The 22024-nt window shown below is 55.2% G+C and carries 25 protein-coding genes; 12 read left to right on the forward strand and 13 right to left on the reverse strand.

The window, feature by feature from the left end; genetic code table 11:
• The 8 genes from AC5SEM_RS16085 to AC5SEM_RS16120 all read right to left on the reverse strand — a co-directional run bounded on the left by AC5SEM_RS16085 (window position 1) and on the right by AC5SEM_RS16120 (window position 7562).
• The gene (locus tag AC5SEM_RS16085) at window positions 1–2025 is read right to left on the reverse strand and encodes a phage terminase large subunit family protein (protein WP_495470810.1); all 2025 of its coding nucleotides are present in this window, start codon (window positions 2023–2025) and stop codon (window positions 1–3) included.
• Window positions 2026–2029: 4 nt separating this feature from the next.
• Entirely contained in the window at window positions 2030–2632 is a 603-nt protein-coding gene (locus AC5SEM_RS16090; protein WP_495470811.1) for a terminase small subunit, read from the reverse strand.
• Between the two features lie 166 nt (window positions 2633–2798).
• Window positions 2799–3143, reverse strand: a complete 345-nt coding sequence (locus AC5SEM_RS16095; RefSeq protein WP_495470812.1) for a phage holin family protein — start codon at window positions 3141–3143, stop codon at window positions 2799–2801.
• A gap of 527 nt (window positions 3144–3670) precedes the next feature.
• Window positions 3671–4030: a PA0613 family protein gene (locus AC5SEM_RS16100; protein WP_495470813.1), complete on the reverse strand. Its 360-nt coding sequence runs from the start codon at window positions 4028–4030 to the stop codon at window positions 3671–3673.
• Complete coding sequence (locus AC5SEM_RS16105) at window positions 4023–6239, reverse strand: virulence-associated E family protein (protein ID WP_495470814.1); 2217 nt, start codon at window positions 6237–6239, stop codon at window positions 4023–4025. The genes AC5SEM_RS16100 and AC5SEM_RS16105 overlap by 8 nt, the downstream gene beginning before the upstream one ends.
• Entirely contained in the window at window positions 6229–6459 is a 231-nt protein-coding gene (locus AC5SEM_RS16110) for a TraR/DksA C4-type zinc finger protein (protein ID WP_495470815.1), read from the reverse strand. Before AC5SEM_RS16110 ends, AC5SEM_RS16105 begins: the two co-directional genes overlap by 11 nt.
• Window positions 6452–6970: a phage regulatory CII family protein gene (locus AC5SEM_RS16115; protein ID WP_083366735.1), complete on the reverse strand. Its 519-nt coding sequence runs from the start codon at window positions 6968–6970 to the stop codon at window positions 6452–6454. The genes AC5SEM_RS16110 and AC5SEM_RS16115 overlap by 8 nt, the downstream gene beginning before the upstream one ends.
• Window positions 6971–7301: 331 nt before the next feature.
• Entirely contained in the window at window positions 7302–7562 is a 261-nt protein-coding gene (locus AC5SEM_RS16120; protein WP_495470816.1) for a hypothetical protein, read from the reverse strand.
• Between the two features lie 79 nt (window positions 7563–7641).
• On the opposite strand from AC5SEM_RS16120, the gene AC5SEM_RS16125 reads away from it, so the two are divergent.
• On the forward strand, window positions 7642–8373 hold the full coding sequence (locus tag AC5SEM_RS16125; RefSeq protein ID WP_495470817.1) for a LexA family protein: 732 nt from the start codon (window positions 7642–7644) through the stop codon (window positions 8371–8373).
• An 11-nt stretch (window positions 8374–8384) separates the two neighbouring features.
• Here AC5SEM_RS16125 and AC5SEM_RS16130 read toward each other — a convergent pair whose 3' ends face one another.
• On the reverse strand, window positions 8385–9137 hold the full coding sequence (locus AC5SEM_RS16130; protein ID WP_495470818.1) for an HNH endonuclease family protein: 753 nt from the start codon (window positions 9135–9137) through the stop codon (window positions 8385–8387).
• Window positions 9134–10381, reverse strand: a complete 1248-nt coding sequence (locus AC5SEM_RS16135; RefSeq protein ID WP_495470819.1) for an AAA family ATPase — start codon at window positions 10379–10381, stop codon at window positions 9134–9136. The genes AC5SEM_RS16130 and AC5SEM_RS16135 overlap by 4 nt, the downstream gene beginning before the upstream one ends.
• A gap of 380 nt (window positions 10382–10761) precedes the next feature.
• Between AC5SEM_RS16135 and AC5SEM_RS16140 the strand changes: the two genes are divergently transcribed.
• The 7 genes from AC5SEM_RS16140 to AC5SEM_RS16170 all read left to right on the forward strand — a co-directional run bounded on the left by AC5SEM_RS16140 (window position 10762) and on the right by AC5SEM_RS16170 (window position 15460).
• On the forward strand, window positions 10762–11352 hold the full coding sequence (locus AC5SEM_RS16140; protein ID WP_495470820.1) for a hypothetical protein: 591 nt from the start codon (window positions 10762–10764) through the stop codon (window positions 11350–11352).
• A gap of 10 nt (window positions 11353–11362) precedes the next feature.
• Window positions 11363–11647: a phage antirepressor KilAC domain-containing protein gene (locus tag AC5SEM_RS16145; protein WP_495470821.1), complete on the forward strand. Its 285-nt coding sequence runs from the start codon at window positions 11363–11365 to the stop codon at window positions 11645–11647.
• Between the two features lie 158 nt (window positions 11648–11805).
• Entirely contained in the window at window positions 11806–12123 is a 318-nt protein-coding gene (locus AC5SEM_RS16150; protein WP_495470822.1) for a pyocin activator PrtN family protein, read from the forward strand.
• A gap of 58 nt (window positions 12124–12181) precedes the next feature.
• A complete protein-coding gene (locus AC5SEM_RS16155) occupies window positions 12182–12601 on the forward strand; it encodes a hypothetical protein (protein WP_495470823.1) in 420 nt (139 codons plus the stop codon).
• Window positions 12598–13206 (forward strand): hypothetical protein, encoded by a 609-nt coding sequence (locus AC5SEM_RS16160; RefSeq protein WP_495470824.1) that lies wholly within the window; start codon window positions 12598–12600, stop codon window positions 13204–13206. The genes AC5SEM_RS16155 and AC5SEM_RS16160 overlap by 4 nt, the downstream gene beginning before the upstream one ends.
• On the forward strand, window positions 13203–15194 hold the full coding sequence (locus AC5SEM_RS16165) for a DNA cytosine methyltransferase (RefSeq protein ID WP_495470825.1): 1992 nt from the start codon (window positions 13203–13205) through the stop codon (window positions 15192–15194). Before AC5SEM_RS16160 ends, AC5SEM_RS16165 begins: the two co-directional genes overlap by 4 nt.
• Window positions 15191–15460, forward strand: coding sequence for a pyocin activator PrtN family protein (locus AC5SEM_RS16170; protein WP_471877550.1), 270 nt, complete (start codon window positions 15191–15193; stop codon window positions 15458–15460). Before AC5SEM_RS16165 ends, AC5SEM_RS16170 begins: the two co-directional genes overlap by 4 nt.
• Before the next feature lie 27 nt (window positions 15461–15487).
• Here the strand turns inward: AC5SEM_RS16170 and AC5SEM_RS16175 are convergent, their stop codons facing one another.
• Window positions 15488–16069, reverse strand: coding sequence for a hypothetical protein (locus AC5SEM_RS16175; protein ID WP_495470826.1), 582 nt, complete (start codon window positions 16067–16069; stop codon window positions 15488–15490).
• Between the two features lie 25 nt (window positions 16070–16094).
• On the reverse strand, window positions 16095–17204 hold the full coding sequence (locus AC5SEM_RS16180) for a site-specific integrase (protein WP_495470827.1): 1110 nt from the start codon (window positions 17202–17204) through the stop codon (window positions 16095–16097).
• Window positions 17205–17306: 102 nt separating this feature from the next.
• Between AC5SEM_RS16180 and dusA the strand changes: the two genes are divergently transcribed.
• Together dusA and AC5SEM_RS16190 are read left to right on the forward strand one after the other, a co-directional pair.
• Window positions 17307–18326: a tRNA dihydrouridine(20/20a) synthase DusA gene (dusA, locus tag AC5SEM_RS16185; protein WP_495470828.1), complete on the forward strand. Its 1020-nt coding sequence runs from the start codon at window positions 17307–17309 to the stop codon at window positions 18324–18326.
• A 27-nt stretch (window positions 18327–18353) separates the two neighbouring features.
• Window positions 18354–18773, forward strand: coding sequence for a DUF2388 domain-containing protein (locus tag AC5SEM_RS16190; protein ID WP_495470829.1), 420 nt, complete (start codon window positions 18354–18356; stop codon window positions 18771–18773).
• Here the strand turns inward: AC5SEM_RS16190 and AC5SEM_RS16195 are convergent, their stop codons facing one another.
• Window positions 18774–19607, reverse strand: a complete 834-nt coding sequence (locus AC5SEM_RS16195; protein ID WP_102902269.1) for an undecaprenyl-diphosphate phosphatase — start codon at window positions 19605–19607, stop codon at window positions 18774–18776.
• A 505-nt stretch (window positions 19608–20112) separates the two neighbouring features.
• Between AC5SEM_RS16195 and AC5SEM_RS16200 the strand changes: the two genes are divergently transcribed.
• On the forward strand, window positions 20113–20853 hold the full coding sequence (locus AC5SEM_RS16200) for a winged helix-turn-helix domain-containing protein (protein WP_150731707.1): 741 nt from the start codon (window positions 20113–20115) through the stop codon (window positions 20851–20853).
• 279 nt (window positions 20854–21132) lie between these two features.
• Window positions 21133–21765, forward strand: coding sequence for a winged helix-turn-helix domain-containing protein (locus tag AC5SEM_RS16205; protein WP_371042653.1), 633 nt, complete (start codon window positions 21133–21135; stop codon window positions 21763–21765).
• Window positions 21766–22024 lie beyond the last annotated feature (259 nt).

Raw genomic sequence — 22024 nt, forward strand, 5'->3', positions numbered from 1 at the left:
TCAGCGTCTCTTCAGATAGCCGCTGGTAGAGCTGCGGCGTTGAGGGGGTGCTGCCGGTCGCGCTTGCGTAACCGGTGCAGTGGGTGGTGGTGCGGGCTGGGCTTGGCGTACAGCAGCAGGCGCCGGTGTTTGCTCAACATCAAGTCGCTCGCCCTGAACAGGCTTGATGTTCAAGGCGTCATCGAACAAACCGGACTGGGCCAGGGCTTGTCGCACCCGGTCCCAATCGTGTTCCTGGTAGCGGTTGATGCCGAGGTAATGCGCCATGGCGAGGCAGTACACCATCAGGTCGAGCGCTTCGTTGCGCTCTGCCTTGCCCTTCACCCATTCGATGCGCTTGTGGCCGCGCACGTAGCGCACGACTTTGCGTTCGGCGACGCACTGGGCGAAGAATTCGTCCGGCAGGTCGTTGGCAAAGTGCAGCGATCCCGGACCGTCCGGGAATGGATAACGGTTGTAGATCCAGTCTTTGGCGGTGTCGGTGCCGACGAACCACAGCTCGGCGCCGTTGCGTTCGGTCTGGCCTTTCCACGTCACGTCAACCATGGACGGGCGCTGTGCAATCACCGGTCGGCCCGGCTTGCTCGCGCCCTTGATGGCGAAGATGTTGCGCCAGCGTCGAACGCGGCAGAACTGGTAGACCTCATCGGTGTGATGACCGCCGGAGTCGACGCCCACGGCGAGAATCGCCAGACCCACACCGCAGGGATGCCGGTAACGAGCTTTGAGTTTCTCGTCCAACACCGCCCAGGTGCGTTCGTCTGCCGGGTCGCCCCAGATGATTTGGTGGTCAACAACCCAGCGCTCCATGCCGACGCCGAAGCCCATCACCATCAACTCCAGACGGTTGGCTTGGACGTCGACGGCGCCGGTAAGCATCAGCACACCGACCGGCATCGCACCAAGGGTGTAGTTTTCCAGCCGCGCCCGAGCGATCAGTACTTCCGCCTTGGTCTGTTCGAGTGCGCTGTCCCAGACCTTCGCGAGACGGGTGTTGTAGAACACCTGCATTAGGCTCGTATCACCTTGAGCCTGGGCTTTTTTGGCGTCCTCAAACTCGATGGCAAGTGAAGCCCAGTCCATCCAGCCGGTTGGTGAATAAAGTGCGTTGAGATGAAAGCCAACGGTCTTTCCGTCACCAGCCGCATGGGCGCACCACTCGCCTCGGGCAAGCATGTCGCTCTTGTGGTATTCCTCGATCAGCACGTCGCATTCAGGGGCCGCGCACTCGTAATGAACATTGCTGAAGTCCTTGCTGTAATGCAGCCGCTCCCACTCCAGCACCTGCATGTGACCGCAGGTAGGACATGGCACGTAGTAATAGCGCTGGTCGCTGGACTCGAACAGGTCAGCGATCCGCGAGGCGCCTTTGATCGTCGGCGAGCTGGAGAAGTAGATCTTGGCGTTGCGACCGAAGTTGGTTGCCCGCGTCTCTGCCAGCTTGATGGGGTCACCCTCTTGGCCGACGTCGTTCTCCCAGCGGTCGACTTCGTCGCCGTAGATATAACGCGCCGACAGCTCCGAAAGGTTGGCCGCAGAACCGGCGGTGGTGACATACAGCGAGCCACCCTCGAATTCCTTGGTGTCCATCGTGTTGCGTGCGTCCCGCGAGCGGGTGGCCGCGACCCGCTCGCGCAGAACGGGAGTGGCCTTAATGGTCTTGCTGATTCGCCCCGAAACCCGCTTGGACAGGCCAAGGCTGGGGAGAAGCGCTAGGATGTTCGACGGCGCCATGTGGATCAGTCCACCCATCCAGTTAAGGGCGATCTGGGTTTTCATCAACTGCGAGGCCACCATGGTGACCACGCGTCTGCAGGGGTGAGCCGGCGACAGGCAGCGCATTGGCTCGCGGGCATAAGGTGTCCGTGAGGTGCGATACTGGCCGGGCTCAGGGGCACCGGTGTCACGCGGGATTCGCATGTACTCGTCGGCCCATTCATCAATCCAAAGATCTGGATCCGGGCGCAGTCCACGGAAATAAGCCTCACGATACACCTCTGCACCGTCAGGAAATTCCGTGTGCATAGGTTCAGTCCGTTGTCATGGCATGCTCAAGATCTGCTGAAGAGAGGCGCTCGGCTTCCTCCAGCGTTCGACGGAAGGTGGCTGTCAGGTGTTTTTCGATCAGCCAGGGATCGGTCATGGCGGCAAGGTCGTGGGAGAGTTGCGGCAGCGGACCGAACAGTTGGTCGCGCAGCAATCGGCCGGCGTTGTAGGCACCGGTTTCCACCGCCTCCTTGGAGACCAGCGAGCCTTGAGCTTTGCCCAGTTCGATCTCCGCCAGCTTGGCCATGTTGTGTTCACGCAGGGCGCGGGCCTTCTGGAAGTCGGGTTGCTTGCCATCGCTGGTGAGAACCTGCGGCGGCGCAGCCGTGGAAGTCGGCTCGACCGAGGTGGAGAGTTGGCTGTAAACGTCACGCTGAATCCGGTCTTGTTGGTGCCGATCAGCGACGGCGGTTTTGCTTGGGTCAGCGGTGTCGCGAATCAATGCTTCGCTGGCCTGTACGTCCACCAGTTTTCCGTTCGGCGACAGCACTAGGCGGTTGTTGTTTTTCAACCAGGTGATGTAGCTCGGCGCCCTGCCGATCCGCGCCGCGAAGGCGCTTTTTGACAGGTAAGTTGGTTCTGTCATAAGCCCTCCTTTCAACGGCTTTTCAATGCAGACCTTTCAATTTCAATGGATTGAATTTCAGTAAGCTGGAGGCGCTCCCGCTAACAGTTTCCCGCGGGTTTCCGACCCCGTGCCCTTCAGATACCCCTAGGGTCCCCGGCGGTTCTCGGCGCACCAGATCGGTGCATCACCCCTGTTCGCCCCCGGTTGGCGGCACTTCGCAGACGCCCAGCCGTTTCGCGGCCCATCGTTCGTACAACCCGATGGCAACATCCGCGCCCGCCATCGCTGTCAGGCATCCCAACGCGCCCGCCGTCCAAAGCGACATCCCGGCAGCAATCATCAGCATCATCGCCGACACCCCGCAGACAATGCAGGCACCCGACCGAAGCGCGAGCCTGCGCAACAATGCCCAGCCCCGTGCCCCATCCTTGTCCGCACGCCACATTTCCCCCGATACGCCACCGACCAGAGCCAGGACGATCACTAACCAGATCGGCATCTCTGCCAGCGCTTGTTGCTCGTTTGTCATCGCCAACTCCTAAACGCAAAAACCCGGCGCAATGGCCGGGTTTGGTGGTGTGGTGCCTGCCGCTCTCTGCGGTCGCACCTATCGAAGATGACTACTTTTTACAGGTCGATTCCGGTGGCAGCAACCCTGTTTTAATGCCACCCGGTGAATAAGTGGGTAACGCAGGGTGAACGCCTAGCGAATGTCGGCGAATACACCTCCCCGGCATTCTATTGTTGCGGCGGTGTCCCATTCGTCCCACTTTTCAGAATCGAAGTGGGACGCCTGAGAGCGCCTGAATTCGGGGCTTTGCCCCACTGTCCTACTTATCTTTCTACTTTCTCGTGTAAAGGAAGAAATTTAAAGAACACGCGTTCGCGCGTAAGCGCGTAGTGCTCGCCCGCTATGCTCACACGGGCGGGAGGCACTACTAGGCGGGACGGTGGGACAACCCAACAACGACAAGGCCCGCACCTGTCCCACTGCATCCAAACGCAGCGGGACAAGACGGGCCAGTGGGACAGCAACAGTCGGACGAATACCTGGGATCACGCAGCCAGCCCCAACATCACGCTGAAGATCTGCAGATGCGCATCATGCAAACGCTGGTAGTACGTGTCGCGGCCACAACCGCAGTGTGCATACCGCAAACGCATATCCACATCGAGCGTGCAGTAATGCTCACGCACCACCGCCACCAGCTCCGGCGCGAGATGCTTGTTCACGATCAGCTCAATATCTAACGAGCTTTCCATCGGCGCACGAAAGGCGCGCCTCCCCCTGATCAGTTGCCCGTTGCTCTCCATCATCATGGCAACCATATTTCCCCCAGCCAGCCCTCCTTTCGAATGTTCTGAATGCAGCTCCTGCGCCCACAACCGAAGCAGCGAATCGATCTCCTTAATCAAAACACGGCTCCTCGAACGCTTCGCGCTGCAACGCCGAAGCACCGCCCCACCCTGCCGGTTTTTTGTATGCCCAAGGCCGTTGCCCGCTCTTCGCCAGCGCTGGCAACCGCACACGTCGCCAGCCCAACCGATGCATGATCGCCCCGACGCGCATCTGCTCCGGCTTACCCCAATGCCCGAGGTCCAACTTCAGCGCACTGAGCAGCACATCACTGCCGGTTGCGGTCTCGCCGATCTGCGACTCTTCCAGCCAGGTCAGAATCGGCCCTTCCCATTCATCCACAACAAAACGCTCGTCCTGCTCTTCGCCGAACATCGCAGCCTCATCCAGCGTCACCCACCAAAGATCGCCCGCGTCGTAACAGAACACCGCCTCAGCCCACAGCTGATCACGCATCGAACGCAACAGCTCCAGATCTACCTTGGTACACGCGACCGGCCAATAACGCCGGTTGCCGGTGGCATCCTTCAGGTACTCGTCTTGGTTGGTTGTACCCACGAAAACACACTGGCGTGGCACGTCCATCGTTCTGCGGCCGTAGCTCTCGCGGTAAGTGTCGGTGGACGCCGAGAAGAACTGCTTGGCCTTCGTACTCTCAGCTTTGTTGAAGCTGTCCAACTCGCCCAGCTCAACGATCCACTTGCCCCGGATCGCCTGAAAGCCGTCCTTGTCGCCGAGAGCAAACGGCGTGTCCATGAACCACTCACCGCCAAGAATGCTCATCGCCGTCGACTTACCGGCGCCCTGCGCACCTTCCAGAATCATCACCGAGTCGGCCTTGCAGCCGGGCTTCATCACCCGCGCCACCGCCGATAACATCCAACGCTTGCCGACCTTTGCCGAATAATCTGTCGCCTTTACGCCCATGACGTCGGTAAGCCAACTTTCAAGCCGAGGCACCTGATCCCACTGCAGCTTGCGCAGGTACTGGCGCACTGGATGAAACGCATGGTCATGCGCAACCACACTCACCGCCTCGATCACATGCGAGGCCTTGACCCGCAAGTTGTACTGCTGCGCGAGCCACTTCATCACCCGCACATCATCAATGTCCGCCCAATCGCCCGTGCCGCCGCCATAGGGCGCCGCACGCAGCTTGACGATCTTCGAACTGAACGCGCTGTAACTGATGACCCCGGCCCAACGCTCATCATTGGCCAGGATCAACTCGACATTCTGCATGTGCGCAATCAGCGCGCCGCTTTCACTGCGTGCCAGCAGATCCTTCCAACCACCAGCGGCCGGGGGTTTGACCACCGCCAACACCTGACGGCGCACCGCCTCCAAGCCTTCCGCGACATGCAGATCATTGAAGTCAGTCCACTTGGCTTCCCGCTCGCTGGAAAAGATCGGCGCGACCACCTGGCCACCGACAATTAGCGCCGCGTTGTTTGCTTTCTCTTCACCAGGGTTCCACGCATCACCATTAGGCTTGGTTGTCTTCCAGTCATCGTCTCGACAGATGATCAGTGGGCAACCGGCGAAACGCTCGCGCATGGCCTTGCAAACCACCAGCAAGTTGCCCGCATCAAACGCAACGGCCACGGTCAATGACGTGGCCATATGCAGACTTGCGCCGGTCGCGTAGCCCTCACACACCAGCACCGGCTCGCCCGGATCCGGGTGCGGCCCGATCAGATGGAAAGCGCCCTCTTTCGACATGCCATAAGGCCAATAGGACTTGTCCCGCCCGATGTCCTCTTGCTTGGCCGGGAACACCACCTGCAGGCCGACAATCTCGTCGCGAACATTGCTCATCGGCACCAGAAACGCACCAGAGCGCGGCGCGTATCGAACGCCGAAGCCAACAATCTGCTTGCGATCCAGATAGTCGCTACGGCCCTTCTCTGGCATGCGTTTGAACATACCCGCTGCACGCTTCGCCGCACGACGTGCCGCGTTGGCCGAGATCTCAGCCGCGCGGCGTTTGGCCTCCTCCTGTCGAGCGCGCATAACTTCGCGTTCTTCAGGCGACATCCGTCCAGCCTTGACCTTGATCTTCTGAGACTCGCCCGAACGCCAGTCACCGAACGCGCCGAAGATCAGCGTCTCGCCTTTCTCGGTGCGCTGCTCATGAACGACATACCAGCCGTTTTTTTCCTTGCCCTTGTCTTGCGTCGTCTTGCAGCGTGTCAGCTTGCCGAACACCAAAGGCTGCGCAGGCTCAAGGCCGTAATCAGCGAATTGCCCCAACACCTCATCGAGCATGACGAGCCTCCATCATTTCCTCAATGGCAAGGCATCCCACGCACTGCGTACAGCCGGGCTGCGCCAAACGGCGAGCCTCCGGGATAGGGTCATTGCACGTTTCGCAGAAAAGAAACGAATGCGCCGCCAAGGCAGGCTTGGCGGCGAGAAGACGTGCAGCGAGCGCTTGATCAACACGCTCCAGCACCAGGTCATTAGCGAAGTCAGCAATGTCAGCCACGATCAACACCCCGCGTCGTCTGGTTGACATACGTGGCGCGGTTGAACAAACCCAACAGCCCCTGAATCCCACGGAACACCTGCAGGCGAATCGCGGCCAGTTCCTCATCGGAAACAACCCCGTCGCCAATGCTCTTGGCCCAGGTATCCGCCAAATCCGCCACCTGCCGGAAGTACTCGGCAATCCCGGTGGTCAACGTCTCGGGCATGTCGTTGGTGTATGCCTCAGCCAGCTCCTGCCAAGTCGTGTCACCCACCAATGCATGCACCGCGTCCAAAATGCGGCGATCTTTGGTCAGCTCCAGAATCTCGCCGAACTCTTGAATGTTCACCGTGTGGCTTGGGTGGGTTGGGGACAGCTTGTGCTGCAGCGTGGTCGCATTCCGGCCGGTGGTGGCGGCGATGGCTGCGGCTCCGCCGGGGTAGTCCCGGGCAGCATGGTAAAGCGCGAGATCGAGCGGCAAAACTTCCCGCTGCGCCCGCTCAACAGAACTCAGAGCGATACGGCTCATGGCATTAATCCTTGTAAGTTGCCAGTGCCGCGCGACATGCAGTGGTGATACATTTGCCGCGTGGCTTGAAAGGGCCCAAACGCCGGCTAGATCTTCGGGATCGACACCGGCACCGTGCCGGGACGAGCAATCCGTTGCTCACCCCTGGCGCAACAGCTGCCCAATCTGTGGTGGAAAAGGCAGCAACACCAAGGCTTCCGAGCCTTGGAAAAGCGCGATAAAGAGAGGTGGTTGCATGTGGTGTGCCCGCCTAGCTTTACCGCGACCCGACAGCGCTGTGGTGGTGCGTGCCGGGAGGAACTGGGCGACCTTTTGGTCGCCTTTTTTCTGACTAAGCTGCAACTTTTTGTGGAGCCGAAGCGCTCAATAGCCAAGCCGCTTGGAATGCGTTGCCTTTCTGCTTAGCAGCAGCTGCCAACAGCTCGGCGTATTTGGTTTCACCTGTGTAATCCGTTCGCGGTAGACATGCTGCCTGACGCCATTTGTTCAGCGCTTGATAGCTTCTATCGCAAACCTTTGCAGCGGCCCCGATGCCGCCGACGGCTTCAAACGCGAACGCAATCGCGCTCGGAAAAACTGCGGGGTCCAACATGACAACCTCCACTTATCAACTTGCGGTTGATGTTATAGATCAACTGACTATTGCGCAACCTTTATGAGACTCTCAACTCATGGTTGATAAAAATTCTCTCCGCGCAGCTTTCAGCGAGCGCTTACACGAAGCCCTCGACGATGCTGGCGTACGCGCCCGTGGTCGTGGGGTGGATATTCATCGTCAGTTGAAAAGCGTGGGTGTTGATAAAACAACCCAAGCCATCAGCAAGTGGCTGAATGGCGAAGCCATGGCTGAGGCGGATAGCATGTCTGCGCTCTGCTCTTGGCTTGGCGTCAGGCGGGAATGGCTTGAGTACGGGGTTCTGCCGAAGGAGCAGAGTGGCCAAAGCAACGTTCGCACTCTTGCCCCTAATGACTTGAGCAACGTGAGTGAAATCAATCAGCGCTTTGGTAAGGTGCCATTAATCTCGTGGGTTCAAGCTGGGGCTTGGTGCGAGGCGATCTCAAACATTGAGAGTTACGATAGTGACTCTTGGTTGTCGTGCCCGGTTCCGATTAGCAACCACGGCTATGCCTTGAAGGTTCTCGGTGACTCAATGACCAATCCAGGCCCTGGACGCAGTTATCCAACGGGATGCATCATTTTTGTCGATCCAGAAGCAGAAACAAAAACTGGTGACCGTGTAATTGCGAGAGTACCAAGAACAAATGAAGCGACTTTCAAAATTCTGGTTGAGGATGCAGGCCGGCAATTTCTAAGACCTATCAATCCGCAATATCCAATAATCGACATTACGGAAGAAACACATATTTGCGGGAAAGTGGTTGGTTCTTTTATACCTGAATAGACTGTGCAACTTCAGTCTTCAAATCCCCCCTCCAACATCTGTTTTGCTTCAACATACGGAATACATTGCTTTAAAAAACTTTGACAAAAGAAAGAGTATTTTTCTTTTTCGTTAGCCAGTAGCTCTATTTGATCCACAGCCTCGGATATTTTTCTAAACCTATTAACTCGCTTTCTTGTAGTGTCTGCACTTTTGAAATCAGCTAGGGCATCCTCCAAACTCCCGGCAAAGCAATACAAACTCACCAATATATCTGCCCGTGGCCGCCACAAGCGCACCGTATTCAAACCACAAACTTCAATAGTTTTTTGGCCTACAGATTTTTCTACTCCATCAAACACTTTCAACTGCAAACCATCAAAATAAAATAGCAAGCCTGGATCATTATCGTAGGGATTAACAATCGGCTCTAGGCCTGTATCGTGAGAGAGTTTAGTACCATTACACTTTCGACATGACGGCAGCAAATTCAACCATTCAAAAGTTAGGTCTGGATAAATAGACTTTGGCTTAAAATGTTCTACCTCAACGTTACCGCCTTCTGCCGGGACGCATTCACAAAATGCACATTTTCCATGCGAGCTTTCTATCAATGCGTCTTTTATATCGTGTTGCCGATAATTCGCTGTCAGCGTAGCTTTCTCCGCATCTGGTATCCCAGTGTAACCACCATATTTTTTAACCGCAGCAAGCAATGCCGCCGACCATTGGTCTTTATTATTTACTAAAACTGCAGGCTCATCTTTTCTAATAAGTTTAATCATTGCTGAACAGCCATTAAGGACGCCAAACGTGCATTCAGGACTGTAACGATTGAATCACTTGGATGACAAACCTTTGAGAGTTCTGAAATAGCAGCTTTAAGCCCCTCCACTGACTTCTTATCTACCTGCTCTAATGCGTTCGCCACTAACTCCTCATGAAGTTTATTTTCTAAACTTCGCACATCCATAACATCAACGAGAATCTGATCGGTACTCCAACCAGAATAAGTTTCCTGAGTCGGGCTTAAATCACAAGATAACGGAAACGGCCCTGACGGCATAACGATCACTTCATTGCCCCTTGCAGAAGCTAGAAGATGAGGGGAATGAGTTGTCACTATGAACTGCAAGTTTGGAAATATCGCCTTCAAGGCATCACGCACTGTCAATTGCCACTCAGGATGCAAATGAAGATCCAATTCGTCAATTAATACAGTCCCACTCGCCTCTTTAACACTTCGACTACCTGGCTCATTAACGCTCTCAACCCACTCGAATACGTTTGCAATTATTGAAAGCACTGCTTGATAGCCTGAAGAAAGCTCTTCTAAATAGCACTGCCGTCCGTAAATCGAGAACAACGGCTCATGATCCCTACCAATTTCCACAAATGAAAAGCAACTTTCAAACGGGCCTATCACCTTGAGATTATCCAACAAATGATTCCAATTCGTCCTCTCCTCCGAAGCCCACTCCTTGTCAATAATAAAATACCTATTAACCAACCACTGCTTTATATCTGGACTCCAGCTACCCTCAAGCAAATCGGATGATCTAGAAATATATTCTCGCTTGCTTTCGTCCGCACTTTTCTCCCGCGCCATCCCCGCAAGACGCTTATATTTAATATTCCGATACGCACCTATAAATAAAGGGCAATATTCGTTCATATCCCTACTAATGCTTGAGCTATCTATCGACTCCCTTCCTGTTTCCGAAGGCGGCATACTCCAAGATTGCAAACTTGAGCTTCTATAAACGCTTTTTTTGAAAGATCCTTGAGCAAGGCCTACGCGAAACTTCTTTTCTGCTAAAACTATATCCACCCAAAATTCCGACGTTTCATCAAAGCGTGAGACACTGTCGGAGCCTTTGAAACAATGAGAAATACACGTCAAAATTGATGTCTTTCCACAGCCATTCGGTCCAGCGATAAAATTGAATCCTCTATTAAATTCGATATTAAACTGGCCGAATTGACGCACACTACCCACGTGCAATTTTTCAATATAAGCTCCATCCACAATTGAACTCCTAATTTGTTCCGCAACAGCCTTGATCTCGACAGCTCTACTGATTCAAAGCCCCATATCGATTTAATATCACATGCAGGTGACGGTCAGTAAAGATAAGAGAGCCAGCCTTACAGGATGTCAACCTATGGTTGTTGACAAAAATAAACCACTGGTTGATATTGCCATCACTCTTCCACCACAGAGCGAGGCAAGACCATGCACACCACAGCAACCATTCACGTTCACCCGGCCGCTGCTAACCCCTTCCTGATCTTTGAGATCCGCCGTCTGGCCCGTGAGTACGGCTGCGCGTTCGCCATCAGCAAACCTAAGCTGACAGCTTGTACTACTCCTGCCCCAGTCAATCCTAACGGCGGAGGGCATGCAGCATGATCAAGTACAAAATCGACAACCGCACCCTGCAGCTGCTCAATGCTCAGGTCAATCTGACCGAGACCTTCAACCACGTCCTGCGAACTGCGCCTAGGCGCGAGTGCTTGGCGTTTCGCCTCAAGGTTGAACGTGGCATCTCGGAAAGCACCTTCGTCGTGGAGTTGGGCAGCGAACGCCACACTCTGACCCTGCCGAACGAAAAGAAGATGCATCTCAAGCTGGCCGACTTCATCGAAGAGATTGCTAACGGTCCGTTCGACGCGAGCAATACCAGCGACCTACTGCATCGCCCCCACGCCAGCCGCGAATACGGCCGCTTCGAGGTATCGGATAAGCAGCGGGTGTTCGAGCTTGTGCGCACCGGCGGCGTGCTGAACCTCGACATGGGTTTCGACTACCCGCTAATCGTCGCGCTTCATCGCACTCAGTCTCGATCAGGTGTCACCACCATTCTGAGCATCGGCAACAAAAGCCCGCACACCCGTTGCTTCACCGTGTACGGCAGCGATGTCGAGATCTATAGCAAGGTCAGCGAGTCCATTAACCACCTTGCTGCAGCGGCAACTCCAGCTGCACACGCGGCATGAGGGGCACACCATGGAACGCACCCTCGCCCAAGCTGCAACCCAACTCGGTCTGACTCGCCCAAAGCTCATTGCACGCATGCGTGAAAAAAATCTGCTCAACGATCGGAACCTACCGACCTACCCCAACCGTGATCGCGACTACCTGCGAATCAAGGACGGCCAGTGGTACCACGATCAGCTAGGCATGCAGTACAGCCAGTCGACCAAGGTGAAACAACCTGGCATCCGCTGGCTAGCGGAACAGTTGGGTATCGATCCGCCTGCTATCCCGGCAGACAGCCGTGACGTGGCCTAGGGAATACGCCCGCCAGATCATTGCCATGCGGACACGAGAGGAGCGCAACGCCGCGCTCCTCGAAGTGCCCGAACATCTGCGCGAGCTGACCAGAACCCACTGCCTGAACGCCTGGAACCACCCGGCCAGAAAACAACGCAAGGAGGCCCAACAAAGCCATGAGTAACACAGCACAAAACCCGCTGCGCCTGCACCCAGCACCGGAGTCAGCCACTGTCGAATTGCTTTACCGCGTCTTCGGCGACGTCCTGATCCCACTCGACAAAGTCCGCGAGCAGTACTTCCGCAATCTCAACGAGCAATCGTTTGTGGCCGAGATCAGCAGCGGCCGCATCCAGCTCCCCATCACCACGCTGGACACCAGCCGCAAGGCACCGAAGTACGCACACATCAGGCACGTCGCCTCCCTGATCGACATCCGCGCCTACAAAGCTGACGAAGACATGCAACGGCAGCAGGACGACACCAACGAGTAACAACCACAAAGAGAGCGGCTGCCACCACCAGCCAATGACATCACCAGGAGCACACCACATGACCGCAATTCAGATCTGCGCACTCATCGCCCTAATCGCCCTCGCAGCCCTCCTTGTCTGGGCGGGCTACAGAATGGGTTACAGCGACGGCAAATCTACCGGCGTGGAGGAAGGGCAAGAGATCCAGCACGCCGCAAGCGCCAAGAACATTCGCGAATTGAAGGCGTCCCTCCACTTCATCACAGCCGACCGTACTCGCTTGGCGCATTACAGCAAACGTCTGGAGGGAGCGCTGGCATTCGGTGGACCTGAACACCTGGCACTGCTGGAAATCGCCGAAAAACTCAGGATTGCCGCAGAAACATTCAGTGCCTTCCGCACAGGTAAAAAGCTGGAGCGCGACACCCGCGTACTACGTAATAAGGCACTCGAAATGGCTCAGCAATTGGCTCCTTTCAATGCAGGAGACGCAGCATGACCGAGAACCTTACTCAACCCGGCAACCCCCGCTACACGGCACACGCTTTACCAGCGACTGACGAACCAACGCGCAACCAAACCTCAGAGGAAAGCGGGATGCAAAAGGACCGGCACAACACCCAATCCACGACCGCTTTGCTCTGCAAAGAAACCAGCGTCGCCACACTAGAAACAAACAGTCTCTGCTGCGAAGCAGCAGGCATTATTGCCTCTTCCAGCAGCACCACCGAGGCGCTTATACCCCACGAAAGGCTGCGCGAGGCAGCCACACACAATGCAACGCTAATCGCTCAGGATCGCCCGCCCGCGCAGCCTGCTGTGGGGTATACGCACCCCGACAGCAACTTTGAAAGCCCATCACAAACAGCCGTCGAAAAGACGCAGATCGACGAGCGCGCTGAGTTCGAGAAAGAGTTCCCAGTCCCCGAAGGCCTGCAGTACTGCGCCCAGCGAGACACGTACATCACCGCACCAGGTGCGAAGACATCCGACTCGTTCGCCCGTGAGCATTACGCGTACCGGGCAGGCTTCGCAGCATGGAAGCGCAGAGGGTGGAAGCACGCCGCACTCGTTGGCCAGCAAGCCAAAGGAGTTCGCCTATGATCAAGCGTACTTTCAAACACTTCCACATGTGCTGCGGGCTGGGCAGCGGTGCCGCAGGCTTTAGTGATTCCAAGCCAGCCTTGGGTTCGGTGCAAGCCGAATGGCAATGCCTGGGTGGTGTTGACGTTGACCCCGCAGGACTACGTGACTTTCAAATGATGACCGGTGTACCAGGTACGCTGATGGATCTGTTCACCCGCGAGCAATTCACCGCATTCCATGGAAAGGAACCGCCTGCAGGCTGGAAAGAAGCCACCGCTGAAGATCTACGCCGCGCCGCCTGTAATGAAGATCCGGACGCCGTATTCATCAGCAGTCCGTGCAAAGGTGCGTCGGGGTTGCTCTCCGAGACGATGAGCCAAACGCCGAAGTATCAGGCCCTGAACGAACTGACGCTGCGCTGTGTCTGGCTGATGTGCGAGGCATGGAAACACAACCCCGTCTCGCTGATCATCTTCGAGAACGTGCCACGCTTGGCCACTCGCGGCCGTCACCTGCTCGACCAGATCAACAAGCTGCTCAGCTTCTATGGATACGCCGTCGCCGAGACCACCCACGACTGCGGCGAGATCGGCGGCTTGGCGCAGAGTCGCAAGCGATTTCTGTTGGTGGCCAGACACGTCGAGAAAGTGCCAGCGTTCCTCTATGAGCCTGAGAAACGTAGTCTGCGCGCCGTCGGTGACGTGCTGAGCCGCATGCCGCTGGCCGGTGACATCGAACAGGCCGGCCCCATGCACCGGGTGCCAGCGCTGCAGTGGAAAACGTGGGTTCGATTGGCCTTGGTAGAGGCCGGCAAAGACTGGCGCAGCCTCAGCCGATTCGCGATCGAGGAGGGTCATCTTCGCGACTTCCTGATCGTTCCTGAGTATCGCGCTGGATACCTTGGGGTACATGACTGGACGGAGACCACCGGCACCGTCGCCGGTAGATCCACGCCAACCAATGGCAAGTTTTCAGTGGCAGACCCAAGACCTGCAAATAAATTCGAATACACTCAATACGGTGTGCTGCCCTTCGATCGCCACTGTGGCGTTGTCACCGGGCAGCGAAGCCCAGGGCAAGGCACATTCAGCGTTGCAGATCCTCGAATGAACGGCGAACGTCACAACAACGTATTCAGGGTGGTGCACAGCGACCAAGCCGCCGGCACTGTCACCGCTGGCCACGGCCCTAGCTCAGGTGGGCAGGCAGTGGCAGATCCTCGACAACCAACCAAGGGCTTCGGCAAGTACCTGGTGACTGACTACGCCAAACCAGCTGGCACCGTTATCGCAGGCAGCACCACCGGCCAAGGCGCTTTCGCCGTCGCGGATCCTGCTTACAAAAACTGGCACAAGGGCGCCAGTACTCAAAAGCTGCGCATCACGCCGTGGAGTGAATCAGCCAATACCGTGACCGGCTCGCAACAAGTGGCCAGCGGAGCCCTTTCCATCGCAGACCCGCGCCCGGGCATGTCCCGCCGCAAAGGTGACGCTTACCTGACTGGCGGGCATTACGGAGTAGTCGATTGGAAGGACCCGGCCGGCGCCGTATCCGCCAGCGCCTGCCACGACAACGGCCGGTGGTCAGTTGCAGACCAGCGAATGCCGGCAGCCAACGACCGACTGACCTGCATGATCACCAGCCTCGACAATACCTGGCACCGTCCTTTCACCACGCTGGAGCTGGCCGCGCTGCAGTCGCTGTTTGATCCCGAGGAACACTGGTCAAAGGACCCGCAGACAGCTCGTGACATTCGAGTGATGCAGCACGCCCGCCAGATCGAGCATGCGCGATTCTTTCAGTTGGACGGAATCAATGATGGCAGCCACCGCGAGCGTATTGGCAACGCGGTGCCACGCGCGGCAGCGAAAGCCATGGCCGACGTGTTCGGTATGACGCTACTGCTCTCTGAAGCTGGCGAGACCTTCATGCTCAGCAATGTATCGATCTGGGTGCGACCGGTAGCAATTGCTCTGAGCATGTCGACACCAGAGGTGCTGCAATGAATACCTTATTTCTACTCATGGCTCAGTACGATGGACAGGCCGTCATCCCGCTTGATCGGGTTTGCGCGGATTACATGCATCTGACAGTAGAGAAGTTCAAGCGAAAACAACTCGATGGTGAAATAGATATACCAGTCGTTCGTCTAGGTGCAAACTCTCAGAAAGCCGCTCTTGGCATTCATCTCAAAGATTTAGCCGACTACATTGATCGTCAGCGAGAAAAGGCAACAAAAGAGCATAACCGGTTGATGGGTAGAGCGGCATAAGAAAAGGGGCGTCCGCCCCTTTTCCAATTATCGACAATCAATAAAATCTCGACCTCGATGCTTATTTATAAACTCGCTATACCTACCAGTCATGAAGTTTTGCCTAGCCAATGAATTTATCATTGAGAATATTGCTTTCGCGGTATTGTACTTTCTTACACCTTCGGTATTAGAGCACATAGGATTATCGTATAAATTGACCCCCAAATCAGTAAATTGGGCTATCAAACGTTCAATTTTATCTTCAGCATCCTTAGCACGCTGCTCCTTGCTAAGCATCACAGCCTGTTGTTGAAGACCATCGACCGCAATTGCTAAAGCGCTTTCTCTCGATTCGAGGAGAGCAAAACGCTTGTCTGCCTCTTGCTCACGACGCGCCACAACAGCAATGCGTTCTTTTAACTCATATTCCGTCTTAATCTGCTGCACTTTGAACTCCGACTTCTCGGCTTCAAACGCTTGGACACGCTGAGTCAGTTCCTGCCTCTTTTCTGCCAGATCGCGAAAGCCATCTGCCAAATAATAAACCCCACCCGCAAAGGCGATAACCAAAACGACCAAAGCTATTAAATTTTTCGCCAATAATTCGATCAGACCCTTCACATCCATATTACACATCTCTCAATAATGAAAACTACAACACAGCCAAATCTTTCTTAACCAGTTTTTTTAACCACGGCCACTGAGCATATTGATCCCCTCTTCCACGCAGATGCGTATACCTTCGTAAAGAATTCCAATCTCGATGACCAGACACACTCGATACCCTCGGAATATCCCAGTCCATCTCGAAAAGCCGGCTCACACCTTCATGTCGCAGGTCATGAAAATGCAGATCCTCGATACCGAGCATCGGGCACGCCCGAGTGAAAGAGGCCGACACCGACTTCGCGTTGTAAGGGAAGATCTCCCTCTCAACCTTGGGCATGCTCTGCAGAATTGCCCAAGCCTCATCAGGCAGATGACACCACACATCATTACCAATCTTCTGCCCAGGGTTTTTCATATCGCGCACGAGGACAGCCTGTCGCGAATCGTCAAGATCATCCCAGCGAATCCTTGTAATTTCTTCCTGCCGACGTGTCGAAAAGAACGCAAAGGCGATCACCTTCGGCATGTCGATCTGGGCTTTCCGACGCTCCTGCATTTCGAAGAAATGCGCCATGATCTTGTCCAGCTCCTCCAACGTAGGCCGTCGATTTCGTTCCTTGCTCTTGCTGACCATGCCCAGCTTACGCAACACCTTGCGCGCATCGGACATCGCTAGCGGATCCACGTCGTATCCCCATGCCGGTCGCGCCACAGACAAAACTGCACCCAAGTGCGACAAATCATTACCGACCGTCTGGGCCTGAACACCGCCGCCCTCTTCGCTCATTCGCCACTGTGCGAACTCCACAAGTTTCTGACTGGTCAGCGCCGAGTCGTCGAGATCACCTAACCAGGTATCCTTGATCGCATTGAGCGTTGCGTTCTTAGTCTTGCCCAACGGCCGGATCTTCTCGTACTCGTCCAGGTACTGCTCGATCATTTTCCTGATCGTCACGCCCCTGCGGTTCGCACGCTCGATCGCACCAGGCTCGGCCAGCTCCGTCTCGCGGCGCTTGATCCATGCCTGGGCGACCTGCTTGCGGTCGAAGGTTTGGCTTTCCTGATAAACTGTCTTCCCGTCCCGATTGATCCGTATCTGCGCCGTATAGGCCGTCGAGTTGTCCTTGCGCTTGCGTGATGTGATCGTGCCCATTTCCAGTTGCTACATTGCCGAATACGCTTGCTACATTGTAGCAACCGACTTCCAAAAACAAGGAAAAATGGGTAAAAACCGCTGTATAAAAGATCAGTACCAATGAATTTCGAAAAACCTGAAGCGCCTGTAAACCCTAGCGTATCCCGCTCGCAGCCCTCTCGCCGCTTTAGCGTGGCGCCGATGATGGATTGGACCGACCGCCATTGCCGTTTCTTCCTACGCCTCCTATCGAAGAACGCCCTGCTCTACACCGAAATGGTCACCACCGGTGCGCTGCTCAACGGCGATCACGAACGTTTCCTCCGTCACAACGAAGCCGAGCACCCTCTCGCGCTGCAGTTGGGCGGTAGCGTTCCGTTGGATCTGGCTGCCTGCGCGCGCATGGCTCAAGACCACGGCTACGACGAGGTAAACCTGAACGTCGGCTGCCCAAGCGATCGTGTGCAGAACAACATGATCGGCGCGTGCCTGATGGGTCACCCGCAACTGGTGGCGGATTGTGTGAAGGCGATGCAAGACGCGGTGTCGATTCCAGTGACGGTAAAGCACCGCATCGGCATCAACGGTCGGGACAGTTACGCGGAGCTGTGCGATTTCGTCGGCACCGTCCGCGATGCCGGGTGCACGAGTTTTACCGTGCATGCGCGGATTGCGATTCTGGAGGGGTTGTCGCCGAAGGAGAATCGTGACATTCCGCCGTTGCGCTATGACGTGGCGGCGCAGCTGAAGGCGGATTTTCCGGAGTTGGAGATTGTGCTGAATGGCGGGATCAAGACGATGGAGGCTTGCCATGAGCATTTGCAGACGTTTGACGGTGTGATGTTGGGGCGTGAGGCTTATCACAATCCGTATTTGCTGGCGGAGGTGGATCAGCAGTTGTTTGGCAGTTCGGCGCCGGTGATCAGTCGGGCTGAGGCGTTGGCGCAGTTGCGTCCATATATAGCCGAGCATTTGCTGGCCGGTGGGGCGATGCATCACATCACGCGGCATGTGCTGGGCCTGGGCACGGGGTTCCCGGGGGCGCGGAAATTCCGCCAGTTGTTGTCGGTGGATATTCACAAGGCCAAGGATCCGCTGGCGTTGCTGGATCAGGCGGCTGAGTTACTTGAAGGTCGTTGATTGATGGTTTGAGTGTGCGGGCGATGCATGAGCGTCGCCCGTTGTTTTGTTGTACTGACAGGATGTCTTTTGTTTATGCCCGCGTTTACTTTTTCTGCTTTCAAGCGCTTCACCCTCCTCGCCTTATTCAGCTTCACTTGCGACGTTTATGCGCACTGCGATGGCTTTTGTATGGGCCGTACCGATACGCCGTGGGAGGTCACGCAGATTTCCGGGCTCACCTTGGTGTCTTTATTTCTCGCACCTTTTTCGGCTAGCCAGGAAACGACCGACAGTCACAAGCGTGTTTACTCCGCCGAGGAGCAAGAAGACGCGCGACTCTATCTGGCCAGCGACGGCATGCTGCAGGCCGCGTATTTCACCTCGGCCTTGCAGCGCTATCGCCAGGAGTCGCCGGATTCGGCGTTAAACGATCTCGCCGTTGCGGCGTTGATCAGCGCTCAGTGATCAGGCGGCCGCTGCGGCGGTCCAGTTGACCCAGCCAAACAGCCACGTTGCCAGAATCAACAAGCCAAACGCGATCCGATACCAGGCGAACGCGGCGTAGCTGTGGTTGGCAATAAACTTGAGCAAGCCGCGCACGGCGATCATCGCGAAGATGAATGCGGTGACGAAGCCGAGGGCGAAGACTGGCAGGTCGTTGGGCTGGAACAGGTCGCGGTATTTGTAGCCGGAGTAGACGGCGGCACCAACCATGGTTGGCATGGCAAGGAAGAACGAGAACTCGGTGGCGGCTTTGCGCGACAGGCCAAAGAGCAGACCGCCGATGATGGTCGAGCCGGAGCGCGAGGTACCGGGAATCATCGCCAGGCATTGTACGAATCCGACTTTCAGTGCGTGAGACCAGCGCATGTCGTCGACGTGTTCGACGCTGATCACATGGCTGCGCTGTTCGGCCCACAACATGATGATACCGCCGACGACCAGTGCCACGGCGACGGTGATCGGGTTGAACAGGTATTCGTGGATCGCATCGGCGAACAACACGCCCAGGACCACGGCGGGCAGAAAGGCGATCAGCAAATTGAGGGTGAAACGTTGTGCATTACGTTCGGTGGGCAGGCCTTTGATGATTTCAAAGATCTTCGGTCGAAACTCCCAGACGACGGCAAGAATGGCACCCAGTTGAATAATGATGTTGAAGGCCATGGCGCGTTCACCGCCGAATTCCAGCAGGTCGGCGACGATGATCTGGTGGCCGGTACTCGAGATCGGCAAGAACTCGGTCAGGCCTTCTACCGCACCTAATATCAACACCTGGAAAAGGGTCCAGAAATCCATTAATCCTCCGTCAGAGCGCTCTTGGCGAGCGACCGGGTAATAACACTCAGGGGTTGAGTATCTGCAGTGAGACCATTGACATACATAAACGCAAAAGTTCATCAGCCATAAAGATTACGTCTTATTAAAAGACACACTCAAGCCATGTTAGTAATCGTCGGCTGACGAACTACGCAGAAAATATTTAGGCCTTTCTGCAGAAAAAAGTTGCTCGGACAATAAAGTGTGATCAATATCACATTATGCAGAGATGGCCAGACAGTGGCAGATGGACATAGACAAAGCCATCGCAATAAGCTCAAAATAGTGGCACCATTGCATATCGCCACCATCTAAGCAGTAGTTCACCCCTCCGAGAAAATCAACTAAAAGCTTGAAAAGCTTAATTATTGTTAGAAAACTCGGGAGACACGTCTAAAATCCGCGCAAATGTTACCAATTGTCAGTCACAGATGAGAACCGGTGCTTTAACATCCCGATGTCAGCACTTAATTCGAGTCAATGCATGATGCTCTCAGGGAACTTAGCGACTAGAAGTCCGCGCCCGACAAACGACGAACCTGGTGTTCTTACTCTGGGTCGTACCCGTGGCGTGGCTGAACATTTCAAAGCGCTAGTCGCCCAGCATTTACGCACTGATGTGGCGCTCGAAGCCGATGCGTACACTAGTTCATATCAGTTGAATGAACAGTCTGGTTCGTATCGAGCGATATTCCTGGTTATCGACAGCCCACAGGCCCTCGAAGACAATCTTGCGCTGGTCGAGAACCTGCGCAGCGACAACTTGAAGCCGATCATTTGCGCGGTCATCACCGGTCGCGGCGCCTTCAACAAGATCAAATATTATCTGGCTGGCGCGGATGTTTGTATCAAGCTCAATACCCTTTCCGACGATAGCGCCGAGTTGCTGGGCGAGTTCTTCAACAGCGAAGAATGGCAACGCGATATCGATCTGACGCTTGATCCGACCCGTATCTGCCTGATGGGCACCAGCAAGAAACTCGATATCTCGTTTGCCGAAATGAAGATCCTCGAAGCCTTCGCGCAAACCAGCAATCACATTCTGAGCCATGATGAAATCGCCAGCATCATGGGCCTCAACACCAATTTCTACGACCCTCGCGCACTGGAAAAATCAATCAGTCGCTTGCGTGGAAAAATCAAGGACATGTATGGTACAAACGCGATTCAGAGCATTCGCGGCTATGGCTATCGCCTGCTGCGGGGTCTGATATCGACTGCCTGACTCTCGGGCAGCCTTCCCTTTTGCATACGTACGAAGGATCGTCTAATGCAACCATATAGCTCCGTTTCTGCTTCACGCCTGTTTGAAATCAAGCAATTGAATGAGCGCGACAACACGACCCATAACAATAAAACTCCATAACATAGCAGCAGATCGAGTGGAATTTATCGAGGGCCATTCTTGGGCCCAGACCCTGCCTATCGATTACTTCCGAGGAAGTCATTGCTCGCCTGCCGATTTATCTTTTAGCCAATTTTGGTATGTATTTAGGAGAGAGACATGGAAACTAGTACAACCCTCCCAAGGAAATATTTTGTTGTCGTGACTCACAGTACAACGTCGCAACGTGAACTGGAGAGCATGCTGTCCAGTGAACGCTTCAATTCGTTTGAAGGGGTGGATTCGCCCTCTTCCGCTCCAATGGTGATGGAGTTCACATATCCAAACATCAGTCGAAAAAACGCCCCGCGCAGTATCGAACATGATACTCAGCGAATATTGGCCACGCTTGAGTCCGAATGGCGCGCCGCGCAATCGGCCAATCCTTTCCAGCATGTCCCGGCGATAAGCGCGGAAACCCGCAATATGCCACCCGCCATTGAAGGTGATATGCCTGGCAATGAAACCTGGCATCTCAACCCTGATCAGGGTGCACTGGTCAAAGAAGGTGTTGAAATCAGCCTGACTGGCCTGGAAACAGCATTGGTCAGGAAAATGCTCAGCCATGAAGAGCGTGTTGTCAGTCGTGACGAGCTGATTCTCAGCATCGGTCGAGAACCGGAACAATATCGCGGCCTGGAAATGTGCCTGAGTCGTCTGCAAGACAAATTCAAAAGCGCCAGTAATGGTGAGCGACTGTTTCGTGCCGTCAGAAACCGCGGTTATTGCCTGATTCAGGAAGTCGTCGCGTAACCCGCAAGACCTCTACGAACAGAACAAACAGAAAAAGTGCGATTACAAAAACAACAAGAGCACTCTGTTTGGCTTCATTTCCCTCCTTGAATTAAAAACTCCCTGCCTCCACCCCTCCAACAGTAACAAATACAACATCATTTATTCACCCCCTCCTCTGCGACCTTTTCTAACACTGCTCTATTTAATTATTAGAAAGTTGGCACTGTGCCATCTTGTTAGAACTCGTCAGACACCATTTCAGCCAATAACTTAGTCT

Source organism: Pseudomonas sp. CH61, from assembly GCF_059429415.1.

Coding starts and splice junctions, on each gene's coding strand:
- dusA (WP_495470828.1), top strand. CDS start 17,307: ATGAATTTCGAAAAACCTGAAGCGCCTGTAAACCCTAGCGTATCCCGC.
- AC5SEM_RS16200 (WP_150731707.1), top strand. CDS start 20,113: ATGATGCTCTCAGGGAACTTAGCGACTAGAAGTCCGCGCCCGACAAAC.
- AC5SEM_RS16130 (WP_495470818.1), bottom strand. CDS start 9,137: ATGATTAAACTTATTAGAAAAGATGAGCCTGCAGTTTTAGTAAATAAT.
- AC5SEM_RS16145 (WP_495470821.1), top strand. CDS start 11,363: ATGGAACGCACCCTCGCCCAAGCTGCAACCCAACTCGGTCTGACTCGC.
- AC5SEM_RS16155 (WP_495470823.1), top strand. CDS start 12,182: ATGACCGCAATTCAGATCTGCGCACTCATCGCCCTAATCGCCCTCGCA.
- AC5SEM_RS16095 (WP_495470812.1), bottom strand. CDS start 3,143: ATGACAAACGAGCAACAAGCGCTGGCAGAGATGCCGATCTGGTTAGTG.
- AC5SEM_RS16170 (WP_471877550.1), top strand. CDS start 15,191: ATGAATACCTTATTTCTACTCATGGCTCAGTACGATGGACAGGCCGTC.
- AC5SEM_RS16090 (WP_495470811.1), bottom strand. CDS start 2,632: ATGACAGAACCAACTTACCTGTCAAAAAGCGCCTTCGCGGCGCGGATC.
- AC5SEM_RS16180 (WP_495470827.1), bottom strand. CDS start 17,204: ATGGGCACGATCACATCACGCAAGCGCAAGGACAACTCGACGGCCTAT.
- AC5SEM_RS16140 (WP_495470820.1), top strand. CDS start 10,762: ATGATCAAGTACAAAATCGACAACCGCACCCTGCAGCTGCTCAATGCT.
- AC5SEM_RS16160 (WP_495470824.1), top strand. CDS start 12,598: ATGACCGAGAACCTTACTCAACCCGGCAACCCCCGCTACACGGCACAC.
- AC5SEM_RS16195 (WP_102902269.1), bottom strand. CDS start 19,607: ATGGATTTCTGGACCCTTTTCCAGGTGTTGATATTAGGTGCGGTAGAA.
- AC5SEM_RS16175 (WP_495470826.1), bottom strand. CDS start 16,069: ATGGATGTGAAGGGTCTGATCGAATTATTGGCGAAAAATTTAATAGCT.
- AC5SEM_RS16125 (WP_495470817.1), top strand. CDS start 7,642: ATGGTTGATAAAAATTCTCTCCGCGCAGCTTTCAGCGAGCGCTTACAC.
- AC5SEM_RS16205 (WP_371042653.1), top strand. CDS start 21,133: ATGGAAACTAGTACAACCCTCCCAAGGAAATATTTTGTTGTCGTGACT.
- AC5SEM_RS16085 (WP_495470810.1), bottom strand. CDS start 2,025: ATGCACACGGAATTTCCTGACGGTGCAGAGGTGTATCGTGAGGCTTAT.
- AC5SEM_RS16190 (WP_495470829.1), top strand. CDS start 18,354: ATGAGCGTCGCCCGTTGTTTTGTTGTACTGACAGGATGTCTTTTGTTT.
- AC5SEM_RS16115 (WP_083366735.1), bottom strand. CDS start 6,970: ATGAGCCGTATCGCTCTGAGTTCTGTTGAGCGGGCGCAGCGGGAAGTT.
- AC5SEM_RS16120 (WP_495470816.1), bottom strand. CDS start 7,562: ATGTTGGACCCCGCAGTTTTTCCGAGCGCGATTGCGTTCGCGTTTGAA.
- AC5SEM_RS16165 (WP_495470825.1), top strand. CDS start 13,203: ATGATCAAGCGTACTTTCAAACACTTCCACATGTGCTGCGGGCTGGGC.
- AC5SEM_RS16150 (WP_495470822.1), top strand. CDS start 11,806: ATGAGTAACACAGCACAAAACCCGCTGCGCCTGCACCCAGCACCGGAG.
- AC5SEM_RS16105 (WP_495470814.1), bottom strand. CDS start 6,239: ATGCTCGATGAGGTGTTGGGGCAATTCGCTGATTACGGCCTTGAGCCT.